The organism is Bacteroides sp. HF-4919, assembly GCF_018860125.1.
This window is the reverse complement of record NZ_JAHKNF010000001.1, coordinates 278,570-293,134: the sequence shown is the minus strand read 5'-3', so window position 1 is coordinate 293,134 and position 14,565 is coordinate 278,570. Positions and strand designations below refer to the sequence as shown.

The 14,565-nt window shown below is 40.4% G+C and carries 8 protein-coding genes; all 8 read left to right on the top strand.

Features of this window, described 5'->3' with window-relative positions:
* The first annotated feature begins 5 nt into the window (after positions 1-5).
* The 8 genes from KO473_RS01280 (at position 6) to KO473_RS01245 (ending at position 14,544) form a co-directional block, all read left to right on the top strand.
* Positions 6-2,288, top strand: a complete 2,283-nt coding sequence (locus KO473_RS01280; protein WP_122130525.1) for a collagen-like protein — start codon at positions 6-8, stop codon at positions 2,286-2,288.
* A gap of 12 nt (positions 2,289-2,300) precedes the next feature.
* Positions 2,301-3,500 carry an OmpA family protein gene (locus tag KO473_RS01275; RefSeq protein WP_005819799.1) on the top strand — a complete coding sequence of 400 codons (1,200 nt, stop codon included), beginning with the start codon at positions 2,301-2,303 and terminating at the stop codon, positions 3,498-3,500.
* A 299-nt stretch (positions 3,501-3,799) separates the two neighbouring features.
* The gene (locus tag KO473_RS01270) at positions 3,800-4,669 is read left to right on the top strand and encodes an AraC family transcriptional regulator (RefSeq protein WP_005819801.1); all 870 of its coding nucleotides are present in this window, start codon (positions 3,800-3,802) and stop codon (positions 4,667-4,669) included.
* Between the two features lie 631 nt (positions 4,670-5,300).
* Entirely contained in the window at positions 5,301-7,532 is a 2,232-nt protein-coding gene (locus tag KO473_RS01265; protein ID WP_005819803.1) for a TonB-dependent receptor domain-containing protein, read from the top strand.
* A gap of 44 nt (positions 7,533-7,576) precedes the next feature.
* Positions 7,577-10,954 (top strand): SusC/RagA family TonB-linked outer membrane protein, encoded by a 3,378-nt coding sequence (locus KO473_RS01260; protein ID WP_005819805.1) that lies wholly within the window; start codon positions 7,577-7,579, stop codon positions 10,952-10,954.
* Between the two features lie 10 nt (positions 10,955-10,964).
* A complete protein-coding gene (locus KO473_RS01255; RefSeq protein ID WP_005819807.1) occupies positions 10,965-12,470 on the top strand; it encodes a RagB/SusD family nutrient uptake outer membrane protein in 1,506 nt (501 codons plus the stop codon).
* 38 nt (positions 12,471-12,508) lie between these two features.
* A complete protein-coding gene (locus KO473_RS01250; protein WP_216035073.1) occupies positions 12,509-13,513 on the top strand; it encodes a putative zinc-binding metallopeptidase in 1,005 nt (334 codons plus the stop codon).
* A gap of 5 nt (positions 13,514-13,518) precedes the next feature.
* The gene (locus KO473_RS01245) at positions 13,519-14,544 is read left to right on the top strand and encodes a DUF4302 domain-containing protein (RefSeq protein ID WP_005819811.1); all 1,026 of its coding nucleotides are present in this window, start codon (positions 13,519-13,521) and stop codon (positions 14,542-14,544) included.
* Positions 14,545-14,565 lie beyond the last annotated feature (21 nt).

Here is a 14,565-nt window from a genome sequence, read left to right as displayed (position 1 = left end):
ACAAAATGAACAATGCTAAATTATTACATTTAATGGTTTATATCTTAACCATTATTTTAGGGTGGGCTTGCACAGAAGTGGATATTACGATGCCCAAAGGTCCTAAAGGTGATAGAGGAATGTCGGCTTACGAATTCTGGAAAGAGAATGTAGAGAATGGAGTGATATCCTGGCCTAAACAAGAGACTGAGATAACTGATTTTTTTAAGTACTTAAAAGGTAAAGACGGTCTGGATGGAAAAAATGCTTTTGAACTTTGGAGAGAGGATGTAGCTACAGGTACTTTAGATAATCCTCACCGTCCGGGAAGTAAATGGCCCGTATCTCAAAATAATCTTAGAGATTTTTGGTATTATCTGACAGGAGCGAGTGGTGAGAATGGCCAGACACCTCATATCGGAGATAATATGAATTGGTGGATTGGTAATAAGGACACTGGAATACGCGCACAGGGCAGGGACGGACGAAATGGTGAAGATGCTGTTCCACCGATTGTTACCATTGGGGATAATGGTAACTGGCTGATTGATGGGGTAGATACAGGAAGACCCTCCAGAGGTGAAGAGGGAGTTGCGGGAACAACACCTACTATTACAATTGGAGAAAATGGAAACTGGGTAATCAATGGGAAAGATACCGGAAAGGCTGCGATAGGTAAAGATGGAAGATCTCCAGAGGTAATGATCGGTACTAATGGAAACTGGTATATTAATGGGAAAGATACCGGTATTCGTGCATATGGTAAAGATGGTGTTGACGGCAAAGACGGTACTAATGGAAAGGACGGTACTAATGGAAAAGATGGTGCTGATGGAAAGGATGGTAGCAATGGAAAGGATGGTGCTAACGGAAAGAGCGCTTATGAATTGTGGGTAGAGAGTGTTGAGGCCGGTTGTAATAATACTGGGCCTAAAGTGAAAGATCCTCATAATCCGTCTTTGGATTGGGATTGTGGTAAAACCTCTTTGAGTGATTTTTGGGAGTTTTTGAGAGGTGCGGATGGCAAAGATGGTGCGGACGGTAAGGATGGAAAACCCGGTATTCCAGGCAAACCGGGTGCTGAAGTTACTATTATTAAAGGAGTACCTAACGTAATTGCGCTTTATTCGCAGCAAGAATTTGGCGAGTATGTCCGTACAACCGATGGAGGAGTAGCTTATCGTGTGTATGATGAATCTGGTAATAAGGCCCCAAAGGCTGTAGTTAAGGGAATCCCCGGCTTGGATCCGACTAAAACCTACACAGCCAATGAGGAGGGGGAGTTTATTATTCCGAAAGAAGATCTTCCTCAGATTGATGATGTGGATGCTCGATGGGGAAAAGTTAAGGAGGTAACTATTAATAATGTGACAAAGGAATCTGCAGAAAACACTTATGTCCCTAACAGAATGCAGATTAGAATGATTTATATTGCCACCTCTCCATATCTTGATTTTGAACATAACCTGCAGTTTAGAGTAGAAAGAAAGACAGATCCTGGTGCGGAATGGAAAACTCTTCCCAGCTATTTACCTAATGTAAATGCCGGGTTTACGGCATACCAGGTTACAAATCCGGAAGATCCGACATCTCTTGATAAAACGAAAAAAATAGAAAGTTCTACACCTAATATGAGCAGTACATCAATGTCTATTAATCCTAATAGATATGTTAAAGAGAACCTTGCTGGTATAAAAAATGGAATAACTGACTTTTGGGATGGAAAAGATAACTATTTCTCAATAGTAAAAGATACCCCTTATTATGGAGAAACGCTTTATTGGAATGGAGTCTGTAAAATGGCACCTTACCAGATACCTCCTACACTTAAAACATTAGTTTTGACTAAGGCATCTGCTGAAAGTGGAGATAATGTATTCTTAAATCGAGCTCAGGGGGAGTTTGACTTTTCGACTATTGATTTCAATATCATATCTAAGCGTGAATTGGTAAAAACAGTGAAACCGAACGGAATAGATTACATTGAACCAGTATTTTATACTCCGGAAGAGGCGAAGGGACTTTTACTTTGTTATGTTAAGTTTACATATACCTCTCCATTGGGAGTGCAAACAGCTACAAGCGAACATAATAAGTCGAGTTATAAGAAACCTGAGTATGCTGCCCTTAGTCCATATTTGGGAGCTACAATCTATTCAGTGGGAGCGAACAGTGCTTTCATCTACTCTAACTCTAGCAGTGGTGTATCTTTAGGAGTTCTCAAGAAGAAAGTAGATGATGGTACATATTATGTTGAAAATACATATAAAAATATGCCTGAAATTAATGTAACTTATAAAGACAAATAAAATATAAACAAGATGAATTTCAGTGTAATAATAAATAGACTTTTTATAGGAGCATTGGCTTTTACTGTCTTTCCCTTCTATACTTATGCTCAAAACGATAAAGTGGAGAGACAAACAGAATATAGAACCAAAGCTTGGGAGGTGGGGGCTGGTGGGGCTCTTATCAACTGGGATAGAGTGACCTTCTCCGATTTCCGCCAAATAGATGGTGATTATTTGTATCGGATGAATATCGATCATCTTTTTGGTGGTATCCAACTGTATGCTGCTCGTGAACTGAACCCCTGGTTTTACATTGATTTGCAGGGAACATTGGGTTTAGCAAGAAATCAAGTTGAAACAGGCGGGCGTAAATACGATTTCATGTATATGGCCGGTCCGGGACTTCAATTTCGATTTACTCCATTGTTTAAATCAAAATATGTAGAACCTTATTTACGTATAGGTGTTAACTACCTTCATCATGATTTTCATGCAATTAATGCGGGTAAGTTTGGGAATGATCCTATAGGAGAAGCAGAATGGACGTCATCAAATCCTTGGAATAAAGAGACAATAGGATCTAAACAATCCTATTTCCCCTTATCCTTTGGAGCCGGGGTACAAGCTTGGTTTAACGATCATTGGGGAATAGGATTACAGGGAGAATACATAATGCCTGTCGATAAAAATCAAACGCGTTTTGTTCAGGCTTCGATGCGTGTTATGTTCCGTTGGGGTGGAAGTACAAAACGTCCCATACCGGTTGTACAGTACATAGATCGTCCGGTTGATAGGATTGTAGAACGGATTGTTGAAAAGAGAGTTGAAGTACCGACTGTGGTAGAAAGTCATATCTGCGATCTGTTCGATAACATTCATTTTGAGTTTGATAAGGATGTGGTTACTTCCGAATCTGAAGTCACTTTGGATAAAATTGCAAATCTGCTGAAAAGCTATCCGGATAACAATTTCTTGATAACCGGATATACAGACGCAAGAGGAAGTGATAATTATAATATGGATTTGTCAAAACGCCGTGCAAAAGCTGTATATCGCGCATTGTTGAAACGACAAGTGCCTCAGCATATGCTGAAATGGCGTGGAGTTGGGTATCATGCCAGTTCGGTGCCGGCTTCAAGTCCGGATAAAGTCAGAATGGGTGATAGAAAAGTGTCTATTGAGAGAGTGACGAATTCGGATTACTGGGGTTGGTTAACAAATGAAGAATAATGAACTGTATTAATTTTTCATAAAACATAAAGGCGGCAGGAACAATATTGTTTTTGTTGCCTTTTTTGTTTCGTTGTTTTAATGTAGAATGAAAAGATTCGAAGAAATAATAGAATAATAAAGAATTAATCATCATCTGGCTTAAGTGTAGGTAACTCTTTTGACTTTATGAAAAAGAAGTGCTTAAGAAGATTATCTTGTAAATAAATGTAGACATAATTGGCGGATTTATGTAAAAGGTTATTGTGTGATAAATAACCGCTAATAGTTTAATTTTATATGTTTAATAAAATAATATTATGAAATTGCTTTATTTTAAAGAACATCTGTCATGCATGAACTATCAAGTAAATGTTAATACAGGTTTCGTTTATTATAATTTAGAGAAAAATAATGTAAGTCAAATAGATAATAGTGCTTCTCCTTGTCTTTTTTTCCTCCTTGATGGAGAGGTGTCTATCGATAGTGGTGAATATCAGAATGTACATGTTGAGAAAGATGAAATGCTTCTTATCCCACAGCATGTGGATAATAAAATCGAAGTCATATATGATGCAAAATGTCTCTTGTTGTTTTGGAATAAAGATATTAGAGTGTGTGATAAAGTGTATATAAACTCTCTCTCTTCTTATGAGAAAAGGAAAGAAGAGATGTGTGTACTTCCTATAAGATCTCCTTTGCTGGCTGTTTTGGATTCTATCGTTGCATACTTATATGCCAAAATGCAATGTAAACATATGCATCTTATCAAACAGCAAGAGGTTTTGTTGGTTTTGAGAGGGTATTATACGAAGAAAGAATTATTTACTTTTTTTTCTTCTATTTTAGGTCACGCAGGACATTTTGAAGATTTTGTAATGGGTAATTATAGGAAAGTAAAGAGTGTGAAGGAATTTGCCGGTTTGTACTGTACTTCTGAGCGCTCTTTTAATCGTAAGTTCCGGGATTGTTTTAAAGAGAGTCCTTACCAATGGATGCAAAAAAAGAAAGCGGAGTTGATTAGGGAAAAAATCACTGAGTCTGATACTCCTTTTCAAGAGATTGCAATGGATTTTGATTTCAATTCACAAGCTCATTTTACTTCTTACTGTAAGAGGTTATTTGGAATAACTCCGAGTAAATTGAGAATAGAAAGTAAGCGGCTCAATACTTCTGATTTAGGTTGCTGATATAAATATCTGCACCCGCAAATTATATAAGGGCTGGATTGGAGTTTTTCCTATTCCGGCCTTTTGTTTTTAATGATACGCTATAATGCAGTCGGTTGGAAAATTTAATTCTTTTTTGTTGGGTAGGGGGGCTTGATTACTCCGGTTTTCAAATTCTTGTTTCATCATTTGAACATTCTTTATTACTTTAAATTTTTAGTTTTCTTTAGTGGTTTGTACCCGTCCAGTGATATTTTATTTCTTTAATGATTCTGTGAATTCAATACCGTATCATGTTGATAATCTTTGTGTAATCAACCGCTTCTACGCAAGATTAAGAAGGCTTTCGGTCTAGTGCAAATACCTAAATATAGTGATTGTGGGTTAATTTTAGTGTCTTTATCTTTGCCGCCGTAAATAAACAAACAACTAAACTATATTAAGGAATACAGTTTCTATACCCTAACAAACATTAGAGTTTTGCTTTCCTTTTTTTCCTATCCATGCAGGCACTACAGCTTTTCTAAAAGAGTCGATATGGGTGTTAAGTAAGCAGGTTATACCGCTATTCGTAGCTTGATTTCTGCAAAGCGCATCTCTTGTGGAGGTAAATCTAATAGAAGCCCCCTGACAGTGTTACAATTTTATTAATATGACAAATAGAAAACCTTTATTTATCATCCTCTTTTCTTTGGGATATTCAGCTATATACTCACAGGAACAGCAGGTGAAGAGTGACTCCATCTACCAGTTACAAGAGGTAGTAGTATCATCCCAACAAATACTTGGAAGTAAGTTTAAAGCAAGAAACCGTACAGGCTCGGCATATTATATCTCGCCCGAGGAAATTCGCAAGCTTGGATATACGGATATCAACCGCATGCTGAAAGCCGTTCCGGGAGTTAATATGTATGAAGAAGACGGTTTCGGGCTTCGTCCGAACATTAGTTTGAGAGGAACGAAGGCCGAGCGAAGTGAGCGTATCTCTATTATGGAGGACGGTGTACTGGCGGCACCGGCTCCTTATTCTGCTCCGGCGGCTTATTATTTTCCAAATGTTGCCCGAATGGAAGCTATTGAGGTACTGAAAGGGAGTAGTCAGGTACAATACGGCCCGTTCACTACGGGAGGAGCCATTAATCTGGTATCGACTCCTATTCCGAACAACTTTTCCGGTAAAGCAAACATTTCTTACGGAAGTAAGAATACGTTTAAATCGCATGCAGCTATCGGAAGTAACTGGAAACATTTTGGATATATGGTGGAATATCTGCGTTATCAATCGGATGGTTTCAAGAGATACGAAGATTATGCAGCCGAAGGATTTAAAAGAAATGACATTATAGCCAAAATGGTGGTAAAAACGGATAAAGTAAGGGGAGTGAATCATGCTTTGGAACTGAAATTCGGATATGCAGGCGAAAATTCGGATGAAACTTATGTGGGGCTTTCCGCAGATGATTTTAAGAAAACTCCTTTTCTCCGGTATGCAGGTTCGCAAATGGATAAACTTAAAACTGATCATCAGCAGTGGGTTGCTACTTATCTTCTGACTTTTTCCAACAAATTGAAAGTAACTACCAACGCATACTATAACTATTTTCACCGGAATTGGTACAAACTAAATGATGTGCGTGCAGGAATCACCTCGAAAGAGAAAATATCCGTCGCCGATGTACTTATAGACCCGGAAACTAATATCCGCTATTTTGATATTCTAACAGGAAAAACAGACCGGGAGGGTGAGGCCTTATTGGTAAGAGCCAATAACAGAATTTATCGTTCCAGAGGTATACAAACCAGAGTTGAATACCGTTTCAACGTGAAAGAGTTCTTCTTCGACCTGGAGTTCGGGCTTCGTTATCATGCCGATGAGGAAGATCGTTTTCAATGGGATGACTCTTACTCAATGAAAAATAAGAAGATGGTACTATTCATGGAAGGTATTCACGGTACAAATGCCAACCGTGTTACTTCTGCCAACGCTTTAGCCAGTTACCTGCTTGCCAAATTAAGATATAACGTGTGGACTATTACTGCCGGGTTACGATACGAGGACATAGACTTATTGAAAAAAGACTATACGAAAGAAGATTTGGCGCGTTCGGGTAAAGTACGTATTGAGACCCCGAACCATGCACGTGTACTGATTCCGGGAATAGGCGTACACTATCAATTGCTTCCGGCCGCTTCTGTTTTCTTTGGGGTCCACAAAGGGTTTGCTCCTCCAAGCGCGGAATTATATCAAAAGCCTGAAAGCAGTGTGAATATGGAATTGGGCACACGTGTTTCTATCGGGAAATTCAAAGCAGAGCTAATAGGCTTCTACAACAATTACAGTAATATGCTGGGAAGCGATCTGGCCGCTTCGGGCGGATCCGGAACGCTTGAGCAGTTCAACGTGGGAGAGGCCCGGGTAAAAGGTGCGGAGTTTCTGGTGCAATATCAGCCTCTGCTTCATACTTGTAGCCTAAGATTGCCTTTGCAGTTATCATATACTTATACGGATACGGAAATGAGGAACTCGTTCGAAAGCCACTCATGGGGTAATGTAGTTAGAGGTGATGAAATACCTTACATTTTCAAACACGCTCTGAACATGCAATTGGGGATAGAATATAAATGGTTCTACGCAAATATAGGTGCACGCTATAACAGTGACATGCGCACCTCACCCGGGCAGGGAACAATTGCGGAGAGAGAGAAAGTTCCGGCGAACCTTATACTCGACGCTTCGGTCAATGTACTTGTAAATAAATATCTGACGCTCAGGTTAAACGCGATCAACCTGACCAATAGGGTTTACCTTACATCCCGCCATCCTGCGGGTCTGAGAGCAGGACATCCTTTTGGAATCTATGCGGGAGCTAATGTACAGTTCTGATATTAAAATTCAATTGTGATAAACAACAAAAAGAATAAATAACAATGAATGCAACATCGATTATAAAAATTGTAATTAGTAGTTTGCTGCTGGCAATCTTTTCTCAGATTTGTCTGGCACAGGAGCCGGCAGAGATAAAAGGTACAGTACGTTCTACAACTGGAGAATTTCTGCCGGGAGCTACGGTGGTAGTGGAAGGAACAGCACGAGGGGTTATTACAAACGTGGAAGGGAAGTTCTCCCTTAAAGCTCGGAAAGGGCAGATGCTGAAAGTGAGTTTCGTGGGAATGAAAACCCGGGTAGTCAAAATCACGTCCGATATAATGAATATAATACTTCAAGACGATGTACAAGAGATAGAGGGAGTGGTGGTCACCGGCTATCAACAGATTAAAAACAGGGTTTTTACAGGGGCGGCAGCTTCGGTAAAACTGGATGAAATCAAGCTAAACGGTATATCGGATGTATCGCGCATGCTCGAAGGACGTATCGCGGGACTTTCCATACAGAATGTAACAGGAAGTTTCGGTGCGGCACCCCGGATCAATATACGGGGCGGTGCTTCCATAATGGGGAATGTACAGCCTCTATGGGTTATAGACGGAGCAGTATACGAAGATCTTGTCTCGCTTACACTTGACCAGCTGGCTTCGGGTGATGCTGTAACCCTCATCAGTTCGGCTGTTGCTGGGCTGAATGCATCTGATATTGAAGATATACAGGTATTGAAAGATGCTTCGGCAACTTCGATCTATGGTGCCAGAGCACTGAATGGAGTGATCGTAATCACCACTCGATCCGGTCAAAGGAGTTCGCCGAACAGATTTTCTTATTCATACGAACTAAGCATGCGCTCTGTTCCTTCCTATACGAATTTCGATCTGCTCAATTCTCAGGAGAGTATGTCTATTTATCAGGAGATGGACAGAAAGGGATATTTCTCTTTGCAAAATACACTATATGGGCGTCGCAGTGGAGTGTATTATCAAATGTATAAAGCACTCAACACAGTTGATCCGACTACCGGGCGATATTATCTGGAGAATACGAATGATGCTAAACGGACGTTTATGCGCGCAAGAGAGTATGCTAATACTGATTGGTTTAAAGAGTTGTTTACATATAAGCCTATCCATACACATACGGTGACTTTTTCCGGAGGAGGAGAGAATTCTGCTATGTATGCTTCTATCGGCTTTTATGATGACAGGGGATGGACACTGGCTGACAATGTTAAAAGGATTACTGCCAATATCAAGAACTCTTTCTACTGGAACGAGGACAAGATAAAGGTTACTATATCCGCACAAGGAAATCTGCGCAACCAAAACTCGCCGGGAACGATTTCGCAACGTAAAAATACTGTTATCGGAACATTCGAACGTGATTTCGATATTAATCCTTTTAGCTATGCTTTAAGTACGAGCCGCACTTTACGTCCTCATAGTGCGGATGGCGAGCGAGAGTACTATCGGAACAACTGGGCTCCGTTCAACATCCTGAATGAATTTGAAAACAATTACCTTAAAACCGAAGTGTTGGATCTCAAATTGCAGGGCGAACTCTCATACAGGCTTAATAACAACATTGAAGTAAAAGGATTGGCTACGATACGTCATGCGGTTACCAAAAGTTCGCATTTTATAACTGAAGGATCTAATGTGATACAGGCTTTTCGTGCCAACGAGACTCCCTATGTGGCCCGGGAAAACATTTATCTGTTGAAGAATAAAGATGATCCGATGCAACTGCCCCGGGTGGCATTGACACATGGAGGTATATTCAATAAAACGGAAACTTCTTTGCGAAGTTATTTGGGACGTCTGGCTTTGGATTATAATAAGCAACTGGGCGAGCATAATATACGCGCTTTCGGATTTACTGAAATACGATATGCCGATCGCAGCATCAATCCCTTTCAAGGTTATGGGATACAGTATGATAGAGGGAATCAGGTCTTTTCCAACCCCTTGGTTTTTGAAAAGTTGACCAATGAAGGAGATACCTATTTTTCTCTGACCGAACGTTATGAAAGGGGAGTGACGCTATCGGGCAGCGCTACTTACGGTTATGCCGGAAAATACATTTTCAATGGGGTATTCAATTATGAAGGATCCAACACTGCGGGTAAATATAGTCGTTCTCGCTGGTTGCCGACTTGGAATATCGGAGCCAAATGGAATCTGGATCAGGAGGAGTATATGAAAAAATACTCTACCATTTCAAGACTCGCCCTGCGTGCAAGTTATGGACTAACTGCCAAAATGAATGAACAAGCTATTAACTCTACTGCGGTTTTCAACCATCTTATAGTCAACCGTACTCTTCTGAAAGACAGGGAGAATGCGTTGCGTATTTTACATTTGGAAAATCGTGATCTGACGTGGGAAAAAATGTATGAGTTGAACTTCGGTCTTGAACTTGGACTGTTCAACAATCGCATTAGTGCAACATTTGATGTGTACCAACGCAATTCATTCGATCTGATAGATCTTATCCGTACTTCCGGTGTGGGAGGACAGTATTACAAATATGCTAATTTCGGGGATATGCGTACGCGCGGAGTGGAGTTGGCGGTACAGACCCAAAATATATTGAGTGAGAAATTCAGTTGGTCTACCACATTTACTATCAGCGGAATGAAACAGAAGATTACCCGGTTGCTGAATACCCCTAACACCTTCGATATGGTGGCCGGAACCGGACGTGGCAACATTGTCGGTTTTCCACGTGGATCTCTGTTTTCTTTCAATTTTCAGGGGCTTAACAGTGATGGTCTGCCTACTTTCGATTTCGGACTTTATCCTTCGAACAAGGGAGTGAACAGTGAAATATCAGGAGCAGACTTTCTGGATGCCCAGCATTCAAAGTCGTACCTTATTTACCACGGACCTATTGAACCGAGTTATATAGGAGGTATTGCCAATACCTTTAAGTATAAAAACTGGGAATTATCGTGCTTCGTTACCATGCAAGCAGGTAATAAGATTCGGCTGAACCCGTCGTTTGATCCGGCATTTGCCGACCTTAATGTATTTTCCAAAGAGTACTACAACCGCTGGTTGAACCCCGGTGATGAGTGGAAAACAAATATTCCCGTTATTCCTTCACAGGATCTGATACGGAATATCGGAAAAGAAAATATCGAAAAAGCTTATAACACCTATAACTATTCACAAAATAGGGTGGCCGATGGCAGTTTCGTGCGTATGAAAAACATCTCGTTGGGATATCGTCTGCCTCAAAGATTCCTTTCCTTTCTCAAAATCAAGCAGATGAATGTAAAGGTAAACGTGACGAATCCATTCCTGATCTATTCGGATAAGAAACTAAACGGGCAAGACCCTGAGTTTTATAGATCAGGGGGAGTTGCACTACCTACTCCCAAACAATATACGATGACATTGAATGTTGAATTTTAATTGGACAAAAATGAAGAAGACAATCTTTTTAAGTATCATGATCCTTCTGCTGACGGCGTGTCAGGACTATCTGGAAACAAATCCGGATTCTACCCTTGATGTACAAATAGACAGCGAGGACAAAATAGCCGAGCTCCTTACCGGAGCCTATCCCGAAGCCAGTTATTTTGCTTTCCTGGAAGCACGTACGGATAATGTGGAAGAAAGGGTAAACGGCATTCATTCGCGGTTGAACGAAGCGATGTATTATTGGGAAGACTACGATCAGGAAGATTTAGATACTCCGCTGAATTATTGGAATGCATGTTATGCCGGAATCGCTCAAGCCAATCAGGCATTAGAGTTACTCAGTAAATACCCTAAAACAGATCGGGTAAAAGCGTTGTATGGAGAAGCGTTTCTCTTGCGTGCTTATCTGCATTTCATGTTGATAAATATCTGGGCCGAGCCTTACGGAACCGCCAAATCGGCAACAGCCCCGGGCATACCTTATTTAAGTCGACCTGAAAAAAATGCACTGGTAGACTATGAGCGCGGAACGGTGAAGGAGGTGTATGAAAAGATTGAAAAAGATATGAAACTGGGTCTTTCGTTGGTGGATGATGCTTATTACATCAAGCCTAAATTTCATTTCAATAAGAAAGCGGCCTATGCTTTTGCTTCGCGCTTTTATCTGATTAAGGGAGAATGGGACCGGGTGGTCTCATATTCTGATTATGTACTTGGTGTCGATCCAAAGCCTGTCTTAAGAAACTGGCAGAAGTATAAAAAGGAATTTAACTCCAATAATAAGTATCTCTATATTCGGTATGCAAGTGTTGATGAACCAGCCAATTTATTGTTAACTACCACAGAATCAAGAGTAGCACGTAATATCCCCTCAGAAAAATATGGAGTAACAACCCAAAGTGCCGAAAAGGTGTATAATCAACACGGAATAGACGGATGTTTTAATTTCCGGAAAATGAAGATGCAGCCGTACTTTCTGTTCAACTATAATGATGGGCGTATAGACGACGGACAATATATAGCAAAATTCGATGAACTGTCATTATCCGGTTATACAGGTATACGTCCCAGAGGGCTGTATGTTACCAATGTTTTATTCTCTACCGACGAAGTTATGCTCAACCGGATGGAAGCGTATGCCATGCTTGGAGAGTATGATAAAGCAATAGATGATTTGTTGGTCTACTTATCTGCCAAGTATGGAGTGTACCCTTCTTGCAACCGTTCGGCTTATACGCAGACAAGTGGCGACAATTACCAGACTTATACTCCATTCTATGGAATGAGTATCAATCAGTTGGCGCTGATAAAAATCTTTTTAGGTTTTAGAAGACAGGAATTCCTGCACGAAGGTCTGAGGTGGTTTGACATTCGCCGTTTTTATATATCGGTCAAACGTACATCGAAGTATAAGTTTTACAGGCAACTGGAAAAAGAAGATTCCAGAAAGCTTCTGCAAATTCCGACAGAAGCAGTTAACCGGGGATTGGTTCCTAATCCCCGATAAAGTATTCTAAAAGATAATTAAACAACAAAACCGAGCGTATGAAAATAATAATCAAAAAAGTGAAATTCAGATATTTTATCCGGAGAAGTCTGTATTTTCTCGTTACCTCTTTCCTATTGGCAGGCTGTGAGAAGGAAGCACCCTTATCTGATCGGAGTGTAGTGGAAGCGGGTGCGGTAGAGCATGAAAAAACAGAGTTGGACAAATGGATATTGGATACATTCACCCTCCCTTACGGCATCGAAGTGGAATATCGGTGGGACAAAAATGTAGTGCAAAACGGGAGCTATATCTATCCTCCCGAAGTCGCCAATGTAAAAAGTGTGCTCATGGCTATTAAGGCCTTATGGATTGATCTCTACACAAGCCCCGATTTGGGAGGAGAAAAGTTCTTATTGGGAAAGAATCCTCTTAAAATATATATGTATGGAGGAAGAAATGTAGATGGAAACGGGATGGAATTATTAGATAACCCGAAGTCGACGACTAATGAGATGTTTCTGTACAACGTCAACGAGTTCGATCCTAAAGATGAAGATAAAGTTTTTGTCTTAATGCGAAGCGTACATCACCAGTTTGCCAGACACCTTATGGAGCTTTTCCCTTACGACAGAGACAGATTTCTATCTATCAGTAGAAATAAGTATATCGAATCGACCACCCCCATTGCATGGGTCTTCAAAGGAGAGACGAAAGGGCGGAGAGTATTTGTTCTGGCTAGGTATGCCAATAAGAAAGGCTTTTTCACTTACCATTCTTTTCTATCGCCCGAAAAGGACTTTGCGGAAATTATCAGTTCAAAGCTGACACATACTCCAAAAGATATACTTAAAGCTTTGGCTGAAGCAAAAACTCCTTATACAGCCGGATCGGATCAGTACCTCCAGAATGAATATGACGAACAAGCTGTTCAGGCATACAAAGAGCTAATAGAAAAGCAAACATTGGTAGAGGACTACTTCAATAAAGAAATTAAGATTTCGCTTAATTATCTTCAACTAAGAAGTATAAAGCAATTAAAAGCATTTACTAAACAAAAATAAAAAGCATGAAAACTGGATTTCGAATACTCATTCTGATAATGGCTTTTTTTTCATGTAAGGATGAAAAAACATTTGATTTATCTCCTTCTGAACGAAATGCAAAACACATTAGCGAACTGAGAAAGGAGCTTGTAAACGCTCCTTACGGATGGTCTGTCACCTACTTTCCCCGAACAGACTCTCTGCTGTTTACGAACGTGAACGAATTGATAACTCTTCCCAAAGGGATATTCGAAGAAAAGTATAAATATGGATATGGCGGACACTGCTTCCTGATGAGGTTCTCTGACAATGGAATTGTAGAGGCTGTGGCCGATTATACCGAGCAGAGTTTGCAGGAAGTTCGGCAAAGTGAGTTTGAAGTGAGCCAAAATACATTCACACAACTGAGTTTCACTACTTATAACTATCTGCACTCTTTGGTGAACGACCGGTTCACCGGTTCTTCGGATTTTCTTTATACAGGAAAAGATATTGATGGAAATCTGATATTTAAAACATCCTCATATATAGAGCCTGCACGGGAGTATATTGTATTTACAAAACTGAAGAGTGATGAAAGTTGGCAGGAGGATATCAGAAAGTCATATGACAATAAGCTGTTCTTTGAGAAGATGAAAAATCCTCAACTAAGTATCCGTAAGGCTGACCGGGTTTATTTTCGAAGCGACATGCGTATGAATGCCACTTATAGCACGGATGGAAATACGAAACAACCACTGGAAGTATATCAACGCTATCGTCTGTTTCTTGCCATAGATTACTTTGCTCCTCAGGGATGGCTTGGGAATAAGGTGAAAGGCTTGGGATCGGGATATGTAGGTACAGCTGACGGCTTGACTTTCAGGCCCGGTATACGGTATAGTGAAACATACACTTTTTATGATTTCCGCAGAGAGGGGGGGAGATTCGTTTGTGAACTTGTCAAAGTATTTGACCCTTACAGTAAAACAATGCGTTGGGTAAGCAGACACCTTGCCCCCGAAGGAGAAAAGACCGGAGTAATAGCTGAAATCCGGGATGAAATTTAAATATTAAAAACCAGAATGAAT

Bases quoted from the DNA above. Each gene is read 5' to 3' on its own strand.
- KO473_RS01260 (WP_005819805.1), top strand. From the start codon at position 7,577: ATGAATGCAACATCGATTATAAAAATTGTAATTAGTAGTTTGCTGCTG.
- KO473_RS01250 (WP_216035073.1), top strand. From the start codon at position 12,509: ATGAAAATAATAATCAAAAAAGTGAAATTCAGATATTTTATCCGGAGA.
- KO473_RS01275 (WP_005819799.1), top strand. From the start codon at position 2,301: ATGAATTTCAGTGTAATAATAAATAGACTTTTTATAGGAGCATTGGCT.
- KO473_RS01245 (WP_005819811.1), top strand. From the start codon at position 13,519: ATGAAAACTGGATTTCGAATACTCATTCTGATAATGGCTTTTTTTTCA.
- KO473_RS01280 (WP_122130525.1), top strand. From the start codon at position 6: ATGAACAATGCTAAATTATTACATTTAATGGTTTATATCTTAACCATT.
- KO473_RS01270 (WP_005819801.1), top strand. From the start codon at position 3,800: ATGAAATTGCTTTATTTTAAAGAACATCTGTCATGCATGAACTATCAA.
- KO473_RS01265 (WP_005819803.1), top strand. From the start codon at position 5,301: ATGACAAATAGAAAACCTTTATTTATCATCCTCTTTTCTTTGGGATAT.
- KO473_RS01255 (WP_005819807.1), top strand. From the start codon at position 10,965: ATGAAGAAGACAATCTTTTTAAGTATCATGATCCTTCTGCTGACGGCG.